The sequence below is a fragment of the Neobacillus niacini genome, assembly GCF_023715415.1.
GTDB lineage: Bacteria > Bacillota > Bacilli > Bacillales > Cytobacillaceae > Neobacillus > Neobacillus niacini_C.
Map to the genome: position 1 here is coordinate 150,528 of NZ_JAMBOB010000006.1, position 17,119 is coordinate 167,646.

The following is a 17,119-nucleotide window of genomic DNA, read 5'->3' on the forward strand; positions in this document are numbered from 1 at the left end:
TCAGCTCACTTTACCGATATCGAAGCACTTTACATGCTTTTAATATCTGCCTCTTTTAACGATGAGGATTTCGCCAAAGCCTACTGACCCTATAGGAGGTTCGGTTTGGAGGCTCCGAAGTCCATTCACTTAAACGTCTACACTGATTTGCACCAACCATCAGCTCTCTAGAGAATCCGTAAAAGTTACTACTCTTCATCAATGCCCTTCGTATTGATTTTTATATTAAACCATTTTCAATCCTACTGTCAACATTAATTTTTAGAAAATTCAATTTCGGAGACATAAGGTTATTCCATTTAAAGGATTACTATTTAATAGTTATTTTGAAATGAAGATGTCAATATTAACATTATCACATCATGATGAAGGCGGGATAGAAGAAAAATGGATCATATTGAACAATTATGCCCAAGTTCAGAGGCTGTGAGAAATAAATCCTCCTCAGCTGGAAAAAAGAAAAAATCAGATGAAGTATCCAAACAAAAGTGGGCAATACTCTCACTTTCATCCATTCCGTTAGTTATGACTTTAGGGAATTCCATGTTAATACCTGTGCTGCCCTCCATGGAAAAAAAATTATCGATTTCTTCGTTTCAAACGAGTATGGTCATAACCGTATATTCGATTGTTGCCATTTTCTTGATACCTGTCGCAGGTTACCTATCTGACCATATTGGCAGGAAAAAGGTAATCATTCCAAGCCTTATTATTGCTGGACTTGGAGGATTACTATCTGGATGGGCTGCATGGAAACTTGATAATGCCTATTGGTTGATATTAGTGGGCCGTGCCCTTCAAGGGGTGGGAGCGGCGGGTGCTGCCCCAATTGTACTTCCTTTAGTGGGTGATATGTTCAAAAATGACGATGATGTCAGCAGCTGTTTAGGCTTAATTGAAACGTCTAATACCTTTGGGAAGGTTCTTAGCCCTATATTAGGAGCTTTATTAGCAGGAGTTATCTGGTTTTTACCTTTCTTTTCATTTCCAGTGTTTTGTTTCATATCGGTTATCTTGGTAATGCTTTTAGTTAAGTGCCCAGAGCCTTCAAAACCTATTCCCTTTAAACAATTTTTTATCAATGTAAGGAAAACCTTTACAGAGAAAGGTAAATGGTTATACGCGATCTTTTTTATTGGCGGAATCCTTATGTTAGTACTTTTTGGAATATTATTTTACCTATCTGAAATTTTTGAAACGAAATATGGTATTAAGGATGTTAAGAAAGGATTATTTTTGGCTTTACCACTCGGAGCACTTTGTTTATCTTCTTTTATTGCAGGAAAGGTAATCAAAAAAAATAAAGTCCTCATGAAATGGCTCACCTTTGGAGGGATTATTGCAGCTGCTTTATCCATTTTGGCTCTATGGTTCTCGATTAAGCTCTGGTTTATGATTAGCATGTTTTTAATTGCTGGTGTTGGAATCGGAGTTGGACTACCGTGTTTGGATGCCTTAATTACGGAAGGAATTGAGAAGGAAGAGCGAGGAACCATCTCCTCCATCTACAGTTCGATGAGATTTATCGGAGTAGCAGCCGGCCCTCCGATTATTGCTTTGCTAATGAAATCGGCTACTTACTGGATATTCATAACACTTAGCGGACTTAGTATCATTGCGGCATTTGTTGCATTAATCGCTATAAAACCAAAAGCGGAAAGTTAAAACAAAAATAGCGCTGGGGCTTCCCCAACGCAATTTTTGTTTTATTTTTATATTTCTAATATGGACTTAGCCAATCAGGGTCTCTATTCATACATACATGACATATCTCAGTTTCCACATTAAAGGTGTAAAAGGTATGCCCACAGTTCTTACACGTCTCCTGATGGATATTGTGTTGATTTTCACCTTTTCTCTTAATTTCCGGAAAAATCTCAATCGCATTTTCCGGACAAACATCTGTACAAGACGTACAATCTACACATTTTCCACTTTCAATCATAAGCTTATTGTCCTTAATTTGAAATAATTTTTCAGGACAGAGAGTAAAACAAGCCTGACAGAGTGTGCATTTCTCTTTGTTTATCTTGACTGAGTAAAATTGATAATCAGGATAATATTTTGTTAACTTCCAATCATCCTTCTCCATCTTCCATGAAGCTGGACCCATGTTTTTTTGCTAGTTGTTTCCCTTCTTTTTGAAGTGATCCAAATAAGGCTCTTCTTGTCAGCATTTCATCTATGACCTTTTCAACCACTACAATTGGACTTTCTTCAAGCAGCTGTAATTGGTCATTTGTCTCGAATAACACTGTTTCCCAGTTCTTGTTTAAAGGCTGATGAGCTTGAATTGATGTCATTCCTCTTTTTTTATAAATGAGTAATTCTTTAAGGGAGGGCACATAATTATAATCAAAAACCAGGCTCCCTTTCTCGAATACCCGATTGTTAATATTCCCCTCTATGGCAGACAATGGACAGGAGACTATACACTCACCACACATTGTACACTTAGTTGTATTGATGAAGAGCAGTTTTTCCTTTATTACGATTGCTTCATGCTCACATTTCTCTAGACAATAACCGCAAGTTGACTTCCGGCTCCGCTCTCTAACACATTTAGAGGTTACGATTATTTCTTGATGCAGGCTTTCTAGCCAATTTATGAGGATTGACATCTTTTCACCAACTCAACAATTAAAGTGTTTATACAAGTTTAGCATCACGATGGGGCGTAATGACAATATTTGGTTTTGTAATTGAAGAACTAGGCATGCCTTTAATTTGGCTAATTTTACCGTATTTTTTTCGTAGTTCTTCTATTGGTCCAAATTCAATTGCTCCTAATGGACATGTTGCTACACAGACAGGATCTTCCCCATTTTCCTGAAGATCGATACAAAAATTACATTTGTTTGATTTAAAAATCTCTTTGTTATATTGTGGTCCACCATACGGGCAAGCACTTACACATAACTGTGCTCCTGCACAAACTTCCTGATCTATTGTAACAACTCCATCCTCCTCACGTTTTACAATCGCACCAGTAGGACAGCTTTTGAGGCACGCTGGCTGTTCACAATGGTTACAAGCAATCGAGAAATAGTAAGATTTCACATTATGAACAATTCCTCCATTAGGCTGCTGAATATAAGAGCCTTCTTCTTTTGTGTAAACTCTTCGGAAGTTCATCCCTACTTCCGTATTATTCTTGTCTTTACAAGCCACACTGCACGCCTTACAGCCTTGGCAGATACTTTGATTGATATAAAACCCTATTTGACCCAAAATAGTCACTCCTAATTTTTTATCATGTGAACTTTTTCACAAAAATTCCTAATCGGTCTCCTAAACATTACTCTTCAAGATCTTTTATAACTCAATTTTACTTTATAGTTCTTAAATAAATATTAAATTTCAGAGTGTTCACATTTAATTCATAAAAACCATCCATATTTTGATAACAATTTATCCTTGAATCGTGTCATTTATTTTAAATTTTCGTCGAAATATGTATATAATAAAATAGGCAAATATTTAGCAAAGGATGATTTCATTGAATATTACTGGTCATACAGTTGAAAAACTTGTAGATCCATTCGGCTTATTAAGTGGTGACCGTTATGAATTTTTTATAGAAATAGATGTTGAAGAAGAGGATGAACTCTTTTCTGATAAAGGAATTGGAATTAGAGTACTTTTTGTAGTCGATGATAATGGTCCCAAAATCTCCAACTATCATCTTTATGAAAGAGGAACCGATAAGGTTTTAGACTTTGAACTAGAAGAAGATGAGGAATTATTAGTGTTTAATTACTGTAAAGAGAACATTGGTGGATTAGAAAAAGCAGAGGAATAGGAATATTCCCCTGCTTTTTCTCTGTTTTTATTACATGAAGTTTTTACTGTGGTTATGAATGACTTGTAGTTCTTTTGTTGATTGACTCATTTCACTTTTGCATATTGGACAGAGGGGCACTTCAGTGCTCTTAAAATTGTCACGAATCCAGCACTTACACGTCTCTGAATTACATTCCCAAATTTTAGTTTCTTCAAGCTTTACTTCTTCATCATTTCTTCTACCAAACGCCAAAATGATCACCCCTTGTACTTTTTGCAGAACAGTTTTTTGTAATTTAAAGCTAATACATCTTTATAAAGATAAAAAGGTGATGCCTTATCACTGCACCACCTTTTATTTTTTAAATGAATTAAACAGCTTTTACGTTAGCAGCTTGTGGTCCACGAGCGCCTTCGACGATTTCGAAAGAAACTGATTGACCTTCTTCTAATGTTTTGAAACCTTCTGATTGAATTGCTGAGAAGTGTACGAATACATCTTGACCGCCATCAGCTTCAATAAATCCAAAACCTTTTTCTGCATTAAACCATTTTACTTTACCGTTATTCATGAATAGTACCCCCAAAGATTTGTTCACTTTAAGTTAATAACCATTTAAACAATCAAAAAGCCGCAATACACAACAGGGTAATAGACATCACCCACATTACGTGCAGTTACGACTACTTAAACAATAAATATTTACACGAACTTAAAAGCGTATCTTTATAATACCATATTTATATCTAAAAGTCAATAAAGTTAATAGTATAGCATACTAACAAGCTACTATAAATAAATAATAAAAATTATTTTTTTCCAAAATCTCCTTGTAAGAAGACTTCCATAAAGTTAATGACAAACTTCTGGATATCAGCCTCCATACCAATATTATCTAAGGTTTCAGGAGGCTCTTTGTCTGGTTTGGGACGGAAATCAGCAATACTTTTTCCTTTTGCTTTACCAAATTCTTCTACTCTTACTCTTCTTGGAATATACCTTACAATTTCAGGATTCGTAATCGCCATTAAGGGTATTACATCATGAAATGGTGCACCTTTAATACCTGGTATGTTTTTTTGATAGGCCTTAAAATAATAATCAAAGGCAGGTTTTAGTAATGGTCTAAAAGGTGTTGGGCTGTTTTCGCTAAGATAATTGATAACCTCTGGTGTAATAATCGCTTTATTCGTAACATTTAATGGATATAAATATATATTATGTGCTTTTTCCATCACTATATTTGCCGCAATGGAATCAGAATAGAAGTTAGCTTCTGCTTCTGCTGAAATATTCCCTGGAACTAAGAAGGCACCTCCCATTATATAAAAAGCAGTTACATCCTTAAAAACATTATCCCCATATAAAACGAACATGAGAGCTAATTCTGTCAATCTGCCAACATTGACGATAATAAGATCGCCTTTGTATTCATTAATAATTTCGAGGATTTTATTAAAATCATGGACCTCTACTTTTTGAAGGGAATCAGGCGGCTTGATTGGTCCTAGTCCCTCCGGTCCATGAATTTCAGGATAAAACTGAACAGACTCACCAGATAGTGGTCCTGCTGCTCCAGCAATGATAGGAATATCCTCTCGCCCAGCTAAATCAAGTAAATAAGCTGTATTTTTTACAGATTGCTCTTTTGGTGTATTTCCATATCCACTTACAATTCCGACAATATTTAAATCTGGATTTAATAATGCATACATGATGGCAAAAGAATCATCAATTCCAGGATCTGAAAACAAAAGCACATTATAAGCCATTCCCTCTCCCCCGTGCCTCTTTAAATTTTCATTCTTACATAAGAATATGCCAAAAATTGGATTGAAAGTACTATCGGCTATAAGGCTAAATACTCAAAAAAGAACCGACTCGAGTTCGTCGAATCGGTTTCTTCCTTAGGCTTCTTTTTTTACCTTTGGTGCAGCCTTTTTTCTTGGTGCTGCCGGCTTTTTGACTATTGTTTCTTTTTTCACAGCTTTTTCCTTTAATGTCGGTTCTTTTATTCCAGCAGCTACACTTCTTGGCTTGGTTCTATCAATTGATGCCTGTAATGCCGCCATTAAATCGGTAACATTTGAAGGTGTTTCTTTCGCTGTTGGTGTCACCGTTTCTTGTCCCGAACGTTTGGCTTCGATTAATTCCAATAATGCCGTTCGATATTCATCTGTATATTTTTCAGGCTCAAATTCAGATGTTAATTGGTCAATCAGCATAATGGCTGTATCTAATTCTTTATCCGTTACTTTATCGTCCGCTGGAACATTGGGAACATCCGCTGCACGGCGAACCTCATCTGGAAAATGGATGGTTTCCATTACTAGGGTATTATCATACACACGAATCACTGCCATTTGCTCTTTTGATCGAATAACGATTTTTGCAATTCCCACTTTATGTGATTCTTGAAGAGCTTTTCGCAGCAAAGAATAGGCTTTACTTCCACCTTCATTTGGCGACATATAATAACTCCGGTCAAAATAAACAGGGTCAATTTCCTCCATTTTGACGAAATCAATGATTTCTACAGCCTTCTCTTCATTTTCCTTGCGAATCTTTTCTAGGTCCTCATGGTCGAGCACAACAAATTTTCCTTTTGTATATTCGTATGCTTTAACGATGTCCTCGGGCTTTACTTCCTCTTCACATACTGTGCAGATCTTTTCATATTTAATCGGGGCATGGCATTTATTATGCAGAGTCCGGAGTTTAATGTCTTTATCCTCAGTGGCTGTATGAAGCTTTATTGGTATATTCACCAGCCCAAAACTAATGCTGCCTTTCCACATCGTATGCATAGCGTCATTCTCCCATCTTTTTGTTATTATTTTTGCTTTTCTTAACCCACTCCATTCCTAAAAACATTTGGAAAAGGATGAATGATTAAGGTTTGTAACAAAATAAAGAAAAAGAAAGGAAATACATCAATGAAACCGATGCTGCCAACGCTAACCTTTGATTTAACCATTCAACCTGATTGGCTGTACGAGGTAAAATATGACGGGTTTCGGGCTATTTTGAATTGGGATAAAAACGGAATTACCTTAACAAGCAGGAATGATAAGCCATTGCTTTCACAATTCCCTGAAATAAAAGAATTCCTTGAGTCTCACGAGGAGTTTTTTCAACCCTACCTTCCCCTTCGACTAGATAGTGAGCTTGTATTTCTGGAAAGTCCCTATAAGGCAAGCTTTTCTACTATCCAGGTTCGCGGCAGAATGAAAGCATCTAAAAAAATTGCTGAACAAGCCGCTAAATCACCTTGTCGCTTAATGGTATTCGATATTCTTGTATTAGCTGGGAAAGCTATGCACTCAAAATCGTTTGCCAAACGCAAGGAGGAGCTTAATAGCCTATTCGAAAAACTTAGTCTTCCCATTGAAGCAGATCCATATAGTAATCAATTAATTCAGCTGGTAAAAGCACATACAGATTTTAATAAAGTATGGGAAAACGTTGTATTACAGGATGGGGAAGGAATTATTGCTAAGCATAAGAATAGCCTCTGGGAGGAGGGAAAAAGGTCTCTACAATGGTTAAAATATAAAAACTGGAAATATGTCTCCTGTTTTATTACTGCCTTCGAAAAGGCAAATGGGTACTTTTATATAGGAGTTTATCATGAAGGGCAAATCCATGGAATTGGTCAAGTGCTCTTTGGTTTTAAACCGGATGAGAAATCAGCACTTCAAAGTACTATTAGACAAAATATGGTTTCTGAGGACAGCCAATTTATCTTTGTTGACCCGGCTATTTGTCTAGAGGTTAAATATCTTGAGCTTTATGATAATCAGTTGCGCGAGCCTCATTTTCATACATTCCGTTTTGATTTAAAACCGCATGAATGTACATATGAACAATTTATTTTTAAACAAAAAAACTTACCTGAGGATTTGGATATTACACATCCTGATAAGCCTCTATGGAAAAACAATGATATACAAAAGGCGGACTTTATTCTGTACCTGCGTGAAATTTCTCCTTATATGCTGCCTTTTTTAGAAAATAGGATTTTGACCGTTATTCGTTATCCTCATGGTATGTTCGGCGACCCTTTTTATCAAAAGAATTGTCCAGAGTATGCACCAGATTTTGTAGAGACACACCAGGAAGAAGGTATTGACTATATTGTTTGTAACAATCTAAAAACATTGATTTGGCTAGGGAATCAGCTGGCGATTGAATTCCATATCCCTTTTCAGACCATACACAGTAAGGGGGCGAGTGAAATTGTCTTTGACTTGGATCCTCCCTCAAAGGAGGAATTTCACTTGGCGGTAAAGGCAGCATTGTTAATCAAAGAGGTACTTGATCAATTGAATCTCATTGGATTTGTAAAGACCTCAGGAAATAAAGGATTACAGGTCTATCTGCCGCTCCCTGAGAATGTATTTTCCTTTGATGATACACGTTTATTTACGAGCTTTATTGCCGAATATTTAATTTCAAAGGATCCTGATTCGTTTACCACCGAACGTATGAAAAAAAATCGTGGAAACCGGCTTTACGTTGATTATGTGCAGCATAGTGAGGGGAAAACGATTGTTGCCCCCTATTCGATGAGGGGAAATGAGCATGCCGGAGTGGCCACACCACTTTATTGGGAAGAAGTGAGTGACAAACTGAATCCGGTACACTTTACAATGGAGAATGCTTTGCATCGTATTCGAAAACAAGGCGACCCGTTTAAAAATTACTTTCAAACCAAATCTATTCAGGCCTTTGAGCCTGTTTTAGAAGTATTAAAAGCAAAGAAATAATCTTAGTGACCGTTACCTTGTTTCAAATTTGGTTTCGGTCACTATGGAGCTCTTATAGTTACCGTTCCTTTGTAATTAATCTAATCTCGGTAACTATACCCAGTGTCTGCATTGACCCAAATTCATTTTCGACAAGCTCTTCGGTCACTCCAGACTGCTTGCATTTACCCAAATTCATTTTCAACAAGCTCTTCGGTCACTCCAGCCTGCTTGCATTTACCCAAATCCCTTTCATACTAGCTCTTCGGTCACTCCAGCCTGTCTGCATTGTCCCAAATTCCTTTCAAACTAGCTCCTCGGTCACTCCAAGTAACCTGCACGAACAAAAAGGTCACATAAAAATTTCTATGTGACCTTATTTTAACTATTTTACAATCCTGTTTTCTTCAAATAGGCTTGGGCTTCTGCCTGTAGTCTTTCGTAGGTTTGCTGTTCAGCAAACTCCTCCTTCGAACTTACTTGAAAGGTTTTCCGAGCCAATTCAACTTCAATCTTCGCATGGTATAAGTATGTTGCATTTCCAATCAAATCAATAGAATAATTCTCGTTATTTTCATGAACCACGCATTGAACTTTACCGCCATTATTATAAACATTAATTATTTCCTCTACATGATTCAGTCCTTGTAGACATGTGACTAATGACGATGCTGACATCGCAGTACCACATGCATTTGTGAAGCCTACCCCGCGCTCAAAGGTATTTACATAAATACTTCCCTCATCCAAGGATTTAACGAAGCTGACGTTCACGCCATCAGGGAATAACGTATTTGGATTATTCACCTGCTCACTTATCTCTTTTTGCACTCCGGATTTCAATTGGTCTGTTTCCACAACCGAGATTAAATGAGGGTTCGGCACTGCAAGCGCTGAAAACGTTAATTCCTCTGACAGCTCACGGATTTTTTCATTTATTAAGTTTGGTTCATTTAGATTCAATGGCAAGTCACCCAAACGAAAAGAAACGGGTGAAATTTCTACTTGGTAGGTGGGTACACTGGGATAAATATCTGTTTGCTTACTCACCTTTAAATCCGCCTTCATCGTTTCAATAACCGCTTCATTAAGCCCCTGCATTTCACAAACATATCTAGCCACCAACCGAAGACCGTTCCCACACATCGATGCCTCTGAACCATCAGTGTTAAATACCCGCATTCTTCCATCCGCATGGTTGCTTTTCATAATAAAAAGAATACCATCTGCCCCTAATTCTGAATCTCTGTCACATAACAAAGTAGCAAGCTGCGACCTTTCGCTTTCCGAAAAGGAATAAGAATTCGTTATTTCATCAATTAAGAGAAAATCATTTCCTGAACCATGACCTTTAATTAAATCAATTTGCACCACAAATACCTCCGCCATTTTTTAACTTATTCTATCAAATAATTGGCGAGAATAACACTGCCTTACCTCTCAATAAAATATTCATGAATCAATAAGGACATCCTTACTAGTTTGTCCTTTTCTGATAATGTTTCTGAAAGCGAAAGAACGGGAGTATTTGGTTCAGGAAAACGACCACTCCATTCAACAGGCATCCATCCCCGCCTCAGCCGTCCGACCTGCTGCCCGGACTGATTCAAAACACGTTCATCCAAAAAATATTGTGAACCCTCAACAGAACCAATACTGTGACCACTCTCATCAATCATTTCTTTCTTACTTTTTAACCAAGATATTTTTTCTTTTTCATAACAGCCTAAAAAATTCATATTTCGATCGTAAACCTCAATAACTAACCTCTTTAACTGCTTTATTTTATAAAATCCAACAGCGATCTCTTGATTATTATAAAGCGCATAGATTCTAGGTTTTCTAAATAAGAAAAACCCTTTTTGCTTATATTTCCTAATTATTCCTGCTCGGTGTCCGTCAGGAAAAAAGAGATGTAAACAAGGCTGTTGGAGATTCATAAAAACTGCAACAAGGTGTCTAGCTTCAAATATACTTTGGTAATGGCTTTGTAAATGCGGCATACTACGTTCCACCGAAATAGATTGTTTCATTCTAAAAAGGTAGATTTGAAAACTAACGAGGCTGTAAACAATAAAAGGTATCAACCATAACATAATCTGCTTATTTTGAAAATAATATAGGTTCCCAACACCGATGATGATTGCAGGAACAAGCGCTGCTATGCTTCCATTTAAAGTTATATTGGCGCTGCCACGGTAAAATTCATGTATTTTCATCTTGAAAACTCCTTATCTGCCCCTCTTATATTTATTCTATTAAACGTGAACAAAAAAAATGATAGGAGTTTTTTCGTTAAATTAGTAGAAAAAAAGAAGCCATCAAATGACCTCTTCATGAAAACTGCTATATTTCAACCAAAATGCCCTTACGAGGCAAGCTCTTTTTTCTTAAATAAGAACACACTTAACCATAATAGAACAATGATGAGAAGGATACTGATTAGAATCGCTAGCAGTGTATCCTCGGGAAGTTCCCCAGTTACTAGTAACGCACTTGCATAACTAGTTAATTGTGAAGGACTCCACTCTAGTAAGTGAGAAAGTGCACCGCTAATTATACTCACAACCAGTGCGAGTGCCAGAGAAATGAATCCTGCCATACCAGGAGACAATAGTGCTGAACTAAAAAATACGGTAAGTGTTAAGATGACAGTCAACCATAATCCATACAAAACAAATGAATGGAGGAATTCACCGAAAGCAACCCATTCAAATAACTGACCCGTATAATACCAGGTTGACAGGTACCCGCTAAATAAAGAAAACCACACTAATAGCAGGCTTCCCGCCCATTTTGAAGTAACATATGATAAATAAGATACTGGTTTAACTAAAATCATGGCTGCCACGCCACTTTTTCTTTCACCAGCAATAACACCCATTGTGCCAAGAACAATAATTAACACCCCGAGAGTAGAATATTGGCTAAGACCGGAAGCTAATACGGCTCCAGCCGTTGGAGGTGGTATATCAATAACCGCCCCTTCTGGCAGGCCTCCAAATGATTTAATGATTTCCGGCAAGTAATAACTCGTTATTGGCTCTGATACGCCTAATAAGATAAAGGTAATGGGTACCCAGATCCATTTAAAATTTCTCCACATTTCAAGAATCTCTTTTTGAAAAAGCGTCATCCACTGGCTCATTTTCCCACCACCTTCATAAATACATCCTCAAGGGTCATACTGCTCACTTCAAATCTATCCAATTGCCAATCTTTTTCGTAAATCAGTTTTAAAAATTCTTTCCTGGCCAGCTCTACATTCGTAACAAAAATACTAATTCGATTTCCATCAACTAAAATGGATTGAGTTAACAAATGGTTTTTGAGAGTACTCGCCATCTCCTCGGTTTTTTTACGGAAAATAAAGTCGATTTTTGACTGCTGATGCCGTTCACGTAAGGCCTCCATTGAACCTGACTCAACAATTTCACCATTATGTAGAAATAATATTTCATCACAAACTTCCTCAGCATCATTCAGAATATGAGTAGAGAACAGGATCGTTGTCTCCTTTTTCAATCCATCTAGTAGCTCGAGTACTTCTCTTCTGCCAAATGGATCTAATGCAGAAACGGGTTCATCCAGCATTACTAATTGCGGACGGTGAATGATTGCCTGTGCAATACCGAGCCTTTGTTTCATCCCTCCCGAGTACTTACCTACTCTTCTGTTTTTCGCATCACTGATTCCAACAAGTTCAAGCAGTTCCAAGGAACGTTTCTTTGCTTCTTTACTTGTTAATCCTGCAAGTTTTCCTACATATTGCAGAAATTCCAATCCTGACATCCAGTCATAGAAAACTGGAAATTGTGGTAAATAGCCAATTAGGTGGCGTATATCTCCATCCTTTTTAGCATCACTAAAGGTAATTGATCCTTCAGTCGGTTTCATTAATCCTGAAAGCATTCGCAGCGTTGTCGTTTTACCTGCCCCATTTGGACCTAAAAGGGCAATACACTTGCCCTTTTCAAGCTTAAAATCCAGCCCCTTTATTACCTCATGACCTTGAAAACTCTTTTTTAGCCCTTTAATTCGGATGAGAGACATTAATTATTTCTCCTTCCAATCACAAAATAGAGAATGGGCCCAATAATATTGACAAAAATAATAATAAACACCCAAAGAAGCTTCGGACCATTGGTCTTTTCAATTCGCGATAAATCCACGAGTGATACAACGAGTAAAATAAGTTGAACAATAAATAATGGTGCAAGCAACCCCCAGTTAATACCTTCTAAAAATTCCAATGCTACTCCCCCTTATTTGCTTTTTATAATGATATGACGTTTGAACTATAAAAACGTTCAAAACCCAGCAAATTTTTTTTTGCTGGGCTTGTTGGTTTATATTATTTTATTACTCTAAAGACTAATGGGAATCGATATTCATTTCCTTCATAAGCTTTTACAGCAGCGATGATTGTAAATACTAAGGCCATAATTCCCAAAATCCATAAGAGGAAAATACCAACTAGTAGGAAGACTAAGATTCCGCTTATTACTGAATAAACGGTGTAAGAAATGAAAAAGTTAAAATATTCTCTTCCGTGATAATTGATAAATGATGACTCATCCTTTTTTAATAACCAGATAACAAGAGGCCCTATAATTGGAAAAAAAAGACTAACAACATAGAGAATTGCCGCAAGCATTCTTTCTTCACTTTTTACCATTTTATGATTCCCCCAAAGGAAAAATTTTTTCTATCTTTCCCTAATACTTACGCTGATGCAAAGAAAAGGTTTCGTACTTTTTTAAAAAATCACTCATTTCCTACTACCACTTCAGCAGTTCTGTTGATAAAATAGTAAAAATACTATTACCAGCGTGGGGAAAGGTTAAATTATCATGAAAATACTTCTAAAAAACGCTCATGTGTATCCAATCACATCACAGCCAATTGAAAACGGGGATGTCTTGGTTGAGAATGGGAAAATTCTAAAAATAGGAAAAAATCTTCCTTTTGATAATGATGTCAAAATTATTAACTGTAATAATCAATATCTATTACCAGGATTCATTGATGTTCATACACATTTAGGTTTATATGATGAAGGAACTGGATGGGCTGGTAATGACGCCAACGAAACGGCTGAGGCAATGACACCTCATATACGAGCCATCGATGGAGTCTATCCACTAGACCCCGCCTTCACCGATGCAATTAAAAGCGGCATCACAACAGCACATGTCATGCCTGGCAGTGCCAATGTCATCGGTGGAACCACATCTGTTATTAAAACAACGGGTAAAAATGTTAAAAAAATGATTGTACAAGAAATCGCGGGTCTAAAGCTTGCATTGGGAGAAAATCCGAAAAGAATTCATAGTCAGGGAAATAATGACTCCATTACAAGAATGGGAATCATGGGAATGCTCAGGGAAGCTTTTTATAAAGCAATCCATACAGATATCCCTGAGGATTTAAGAGTAGCTCCACTTGTTATGGCTTTAAAAAGAGAAATTCCTGTCAGAATTCATGCGCATCGTGCTGATGATATTATTACCGCACTACGTCTTGCGGAGGAATTCAACTTAGATTTAAGAATTGAGCATTGTACTGAAGGACATTTAATTGCCAGTGAGTTATCTGGAATCCATTTAAAAGTTTCTGTCGGACCGACCTTAACCAGGAGATCAAAAATTGAACTAAAAAACAAGACTTGGAAAACCTATCAAGAGCTTACGAATAATGGTGTCGAAGTATCAATAACAACTGATCATCCTTATACCCCAATTCAATATTTAAATATATGTGCGGGCATAGCCGTGCGCGAGGGTCTTTCCGAGCAAAAGGCACTTGAAGGAATCACGATACTACCGGCAAGGAACCTAAAGTTAGACACTCATTTGGGCAGCATTGATGAGGGAAAAGAAGCTGATTTAGTGCTATGGAGTCACCATCCTTTTCATTATTTAGCAAAACCAAAATGGACGATGATTCATGGTGAAATTGTTTTCTCAGAATAGTAGAAAATGTTGAAATTTGCCAATAAAAAAATGCGAAAAAACAACAAAAAACCTATTTATTTTTTACATTTTTTCTTGTATGATACTCTAAGTGAGACCGAAATAGGCCTAAAAATCTGGGGGGTAAATCACATTATTTTTCATCAACAAACAAAATGATATAGGGAAGGCAAATGGTGCGCCACCAGTAATACCTGGTTCTAGTGGGTTCGATTCCCACCCCGAAATTTTTTAGTTTATCTGAATAAAAAATTTCGAGGGTGGGCCGCTTCTTTAGACATGGGATCGGATTGCCCAATGGAGGGAAATTCAATGCTTAAGAAACGAGATCTTCATGACAGCCATGTATTATTTGAACTAATGTCGCATCCAGATGTCTTCCCTTTTGTGCGCCAAAAATGTGATTCATATGAAGAATTTATATTTATGACGAAACAAACAATAGAGGCAGAAGAGCGCGGTGAATTAATTTCACGGACGATTCTTGATGAATGGGGTAACCCAATCGGAACGATTAACCTTTTTGATATTGAAGATAATGCTGGATTTCTTGGAACATGGCTTGGTAAGCCATACCATGGAAAAGGCTACAATAGCCCCGCAAAGGATGCCTTTTTCCAAGAGGTTTTTTATAGCATGGGAATAGAAACCATCTTTATGAGGATTCGTAAAGTAAATATAAGGTCTATTAAGGCTGCCGAAAAACTCCCTTACGTGGTTAAGGCAAACGAAACGAGAAAATCACTTTATGAGCAGTTGAATGCTGATGGTGATGTGTACGATTTATATGAAATACCTAAAGACCAATACTCCTTCTATCTCATGAGAAATGTTGCTGTACCAGAAGAACCTTCTCATTTGTTAGAAGCATAAAAGCAACCGGCTTCAGGCCGGTTGCTCTTTTTATTTACATATGGAAATATTTTTAATCTGTTACATCCTGTTCTATTCCTGAATTAACCTCACTAATACCCATGTGGAGCAAAAATTCATCTAGTTCCTCATTCGTTAATGTTTCAAAACGACCATCATGAAAAAATACTTGAGTTTGATTTGGATTAATTCTGTTCATGTTAAAACTCATTTTATTTTGCTCCTTTCATAGATGTGTTACATCTATTATCCACAAAAGGAATACAATTTATCCCATAAAATCGAATAGTTCAAAAATTTGTAAAAGAAAAATCTTATCTACATTACTTTGATTTTTCATATCGTTCTTCTTCCAGAATGGACCTTCCCAAGAACATCCATTCCACCTGTTACAGGAATAATACACCCTGTAATGAAATCAGATTTCTCATCAAGAAGAAAGGAAATTACTCTCGATATATCCTCTCCCGTTCCTTGACGTCCTACTGGGACGTTTTCACTTAAGGTGGAATCTTTAATATCTTTCTCCTTCCACTGTGAGAGGATATCCCCGGGGCAAACCATATTAGCAGTTATCCCAAAAGGAGCTTCTTCAATGGCAATGGTCCTAGTAAGTGAAGCAAGTGCTGTTTTTGCTGCACTAAATGCCGATCGAAAAACCCAGCCAGGGGCTGTTTCCACTCTATCAAAACCCATGGTAATAATTCTTCCCCATTGCTGCTTTCGCATAATTGGAATGATTACTTTGGATAAATAAAAGACTGCATTTAAATTCCCGTTTATTAAATAGTTCCATTCATCGATTGTATACTCCGTCATTTTCTTTCTCTCACGTACATATGGTCCAGCATTATGAATAACAACATCAATCGAGGAAAATTCCGACAAGACTTGTTCAACAATGTGCGTACAATCCACCTGATTTGCCACATCACCTTGAATGCAAAGTACCTTATTTCCGAATTTTTTTTCAAGCTCTTGAGTTAAAAGAAAAGCTTCTTTTTTACTGTTTCGATAATTAATCGCCAACTGATAACCTTGTTCTGCAAGCTGACAAGCAGTTTTTCCTCCAAGACCAGTAGCTCCTCCAGTAATTAAAGCTGTTTTTTTCTTCATGAGACAATACCTCTCATTACTGTTTTTCTTAACTATATGTTCGATATGCTTGGTTTTAGATGCAAAATTAAATGGTAATTTATAACGCTTACTACCTCTATTGCATAGAATAAGGTAACAAATGCCCAGTGAGAGTATGCAGAAAGGGTGGGGAAATTATGTTCCCGTGGAATTTATTTCCTTTTAATAAAGACATGAAGAATAAGCTTCAGCATATGAAACCAGATGAAATTGACCAATTTATTAAAGGCATTATGGGAAATGTAATGGCCTCTCAGTCGGGAGGTACCTTTAATCCCGAAGACGGTATAAATCATTATCAATCCCAACCCACTCAAAAGGGTAATCCATTAAACTCTTCTGCCTTTGAAACGCATGATTCTGTATTTGTTAGAATACCAATTAAGGACGAATCTCGCCTTAAGGATATACGTATTTATCATACTGCAAATCAGTTGATGGTAGAACATATACCCGAGCAGGATGCTAAACATTCCATCACGCTTCCAGCTATGGTAAAAAAGAAGGGTTCCTCTGCAAAATATAAAGATGGAATACTTGAAATCAAATTAATAAAATCCTATGACATTCAATATTCGCAAATTGATGTTACAGAGATATAG

21 protein-coding genes, 1 pseudogene and 1 other annotated feature (1 of these 23 running past the window's edge) are annotated in these 17,119 nt (G+C 36.9%); of the genes and pseudogenes, 6 read left to right on the plus strand and 16 right to left on the minus strand.

The genetic code is table 11. The features are described from left to right. Nucleotides 1-211 (minus strand) — a binding site (T-box leader); it reaches 44 nt to the left of the window's first position. 176 nt (nucleotides 212-387) lie between these two features. Beyond that, nucleotides 388-1,665, plus strand: coding sequence for an MFS transporter (locus tag M3189_RS15350; protein WP_285889686.1), 1,278 nt, complete (start codon nucleotides 388-390; stop codon nucleotides 1,663-1,665). A gap of 55 nt (nucleotides 1,666-1,720) precedes the next feature. Here M3189_RS15350 and M3189_RS15355 read toward each other — a convergent pair whose 3' ends face one another. From M3189_RS15355 to M3189_RS15365, 4 genes and pseudogenes are all read right to left on the minus strand, one after another. Beyond that, entirely contained in the window at nucleotides 1,721-2,113 is a 393-nt protein-coding gene (locus tag M3189_RS15355) for a 4Fe-4S dicluster domain-containing protein (RefSeq protein WP_251634954.1), read from the minus strand. Then, complete coding sequence (locus M3189_RS15360; RefSeq protein ID WP_251634955.1) at nucleotides 2,079-2,303, minus strand: hypothetical protein; 225 nt, start codon at nucleotides 2,301-2,303, stop codon at nucleotides 2,079-2,081. The genes M3189_RS15355 and M3189_RS15360 overlap by 35 nt, the downstream gene beginning before the upstream one ends. Nucleotides 2,304-2,408: 105 nt before the next feature. Further along, nucleotides 2,409-2,621: pseudogene (locus M3189_RS27170) on the minus strand (4Fe-4S binding protein); the annotation flags it as partial. Between the two features lie 28 nt (nucleotides 2,622-2,649). Continuing rightward, nucleotides 2,650-3,231 (minus strand): DMSO/selenate family reductase complex B subunit, encoded by a 582-nt coding sequence (locus tag M3189_RS15365; RefSeq protein ID WP_285889687.1) that lies wholly within the window; start codon nucleotides 3,229-3,231, stop codon nucleotides 2,650-2,652. Nucleotides 3,232-3,490: 259 nt separating this feature from the next. On the opposite strand from M3189_RS15365, the gene M3189_RS15370 reads away from it, so the two are divergent. After that, nucleotides 3,491-3,802: a DUF6509 family protein gene (locus M3189_RS15370; RefSeq protein WP_251634956.1), complete on the plus strand. Its 312-nt coding sequence runs from the start codon at nucleotides 3,491-3,493 to the stop codon at nucleotides 3,800-3,802. Nucleotides 3,803-3,832: 30 nt separating this feature from the next. Here the strand turns inward: M3189_RS15370 and M3189_RS15375 are convergent, their stop codons facing one another. From M3189_RS15375 to M3189_RS15390, 4 genes are all read right to left on the minus strand, one after another. Beyond that, nucleotides 3,833-4,036: a cold-shock protein gene (locus M3189_RS15375; protein WP_251634957.1), complete on the minus strand. Its 204-nt coding sequence runs from the start codon at nucleotides 4,034-4,036 to the stop codon at nucleotides 3,833-3,835. A 118-nt stretch (nucleotides 4,037-4,154) separates the two neighbouring features. Then, a complete protein-coding gene (locus M3189_RS15380) occupies nucleotides 4,155-4,355 on the minus strand; it encodes a cold-shock protein (protein ID WP_251634958.1) in 201 nt (66 codons plus the stop codon). A 238-nt stretch (nucleotides 4,356-4,593) separates the two neighbouring features. Further along, nucleotides 4,594-5,556: a nucleoside hydrolase gene (locus M3189_RS15385; RefSeq protein WP_251634959.1), complete on the minus strand. Its 963-nt coding sequence runs from the start codon at nucleotides 5,554-5,556 to the stop codon at nucleotides 4,594-4,596. Between the two features lie 135 nt (nucleotides 5,557-5,691). Beyond that, on the minus strand, nucleotides 5,692-6,591 hold the full coding sequence (locus M3189_RS15390) for a Ku protein (RefSeq protein ID WP_251634960.1): 900 nt from the start codon (nucleotides 6,589-6,591) through the stop codon (nucleotides 5,692-5,694). Between the two features lie 129 nt (nucleotides 6,592-6,720). Here M3189_RS15390 and M3189_RS15395 point away from each other — a divergent pair, with 129 nt between their 5' ends. After that, a complete protein-coding gene (locus M3189_RS15395) occupies nucleotides 6,721-8,553 on the plus strand; it encodes a DNA ligase D (RefSeq protein ID WP_251635574.1) in 1,833 nt (610 codons plus the stop codon). Between the two features lie 369 nt (nucleotides 8,554-8,922). Here M3189_RS15395 and dapF read toward each other — a convergent pair whose 3' ends face one another. The 6 genes from dapF to M3189_RS15425 form a co-directional block, all read right to left on the minus strand. Next, the gene (gene dapF / locus M3189_RS15400; RefSeq protein ID WP_251634961.1) at nucleotides 8,923-9,903 is read right to left on the minus strand and encodes a diaminopimelate epimerase; all 981 of its coding nucleotides are present in this window, start codon (nucleotides 9,901-9,903) and stop codon (nucleotides 8,923-8,925) included. A gap of 62 nt (nucleotides 9,904-9,965) precedes the next feature. Beyond that, on the minus strand, nucleotides 9,966-10,751 hold the full coding sequence (locus M3189_RS15405) for a hypothetical protein (RefSeq protein ID WP_251634962.1): 786 nt from the start codon (nucleotides 10,749-10,751) through the stop codon (nucleotides 9,966-9,968). Nucleotides 10,752-10,900: 149 nt separating this feature from the next. Continuing rightward, nucleotides 10,901-11,680 (minus strand): ABC transporter permease subunit, encoded by a 780-nt coding sequence (locus M3189_RS15410; protein WP_251634963.1) that lies wholly within the window; start codon nucleotides 11,678-11,680, stop codon nucleotides 10,901-10,903. Continuing rightward, nucleotides 11,677-12,585, minus strand: coding sequence for an ABC transporter ATP-binding protein (locus M3189_RS15415; protein WP_251634964.1), 909 nt, complete (start codon nucleotides 12,583-12,585; stop codon nucleotides 11,677-11,679). The genes M3189_RS15410 and M3189_RS15415 overlap by 4 nt, the downstream gene beginning before the upstream one ends. After that, nucleotides 12,585-12,785, minus strand: coding sequence for a PLDc N-terminal domain-containing protein (locus M3189_RS15420; protein ID WP_251634965.1), 201 nt, complete (start codon nucleotides 12,783-12,785; stop codon nucleotides 12,585-12,587). Before M3189_RS15420 ends, M3189_RS15415 begins: the two co-directional genes overlap by 1 nt. 101 nt (nucleotides 12,786-12,886) lie before the next feature. Continuing rightward, on the minus strand, nucleotides 12,887-13,210 hold the full coding sequence (locus M3189_RS15425; RefSeq protein ID WP_251634966.1) for a DUF4870 domain-containing protein: 324 nt from the start codon (nucleotides 13,208-13,210) through the stop codon (nucleotides 12,887-12,889). A gap of 172 nt (nucleotides 13,211-13,382) precedes the next feature. On the opposite strand from M3189_RS15425, the gene M3189_RS15430 reads away from it, so the two are divergent. Continuing rightward, a complete protein-coding gene (locus M3189_RS15430; protein ID WP_251635576.1) occupies nucleotides 13,383-14,507 on the plus strand; it encodes an amidohydrolase in 1,125 nt (374 codons plus the stop codon). A gap of 312 nt (nucleotides 14,508-14,819) precedes the next feature. Further along, nucleotides 14,820-15,380 carry a GNAT family N-acetyltransferase gene (locus M3189_RS15435; RefSeq protein ID WP_251634967.1) on the plus strand — a complete coding sequence of 187 codons (561 nt, stop codon included), beginning with the start codon at nucleotides 14,820-14,822 and terminating at the stop codon, nucleotides 15,378-15,380. A 52-nt stretch (nucleotides 15,381-15,432) separates the two neighbouring features. On the opposite strand, the gene M3189_RS15440 is transcribed toward M3189_RS15435, so the two are convergent. Both M3189_RS15440 and M3189_RS15445 read right to left on the minus strand, forming a co-directional pair. Then, entirely contained in the window at nucleotides 15,433-15,591 is a 159-nt protein-coding gene (locus tag M3189_RS15440) for a hypothetical protein (RefSeq protein WP_251634968.1), read from the minus strand. A 125-nt stretch (nucleotides 15,592-15,716) separates the two neighbouring features. After that, complete coding sequence (locus M3189_RS15445) at nucleotides 15,717-16,496, minus strand: SDR family oxidoreductase (protein WP_251634969.1); 780 nt, start codon at nucleotides 16,494-16,496, stop codon at nucleotides 15,717-15,719. A 194-nt stretch (nucleotides 16,497-16,690) separates the two neighbouring features. On the opposite strand from M3189_RS15445, the gene M3189_RS15450 reads away from it, so the two are divergent. Next, nucleotides 16,691-17,119 (plus strand): Hsp20/alpha crystallin family protein, encoded by a 429-nt coding sequence (locus M3189_RS15450; RefSeq protein WP_251634970.1) that lies wholly within the window; start codon nucleotides 16,691-16,693, stop codon nucleotides 17,117-17,119.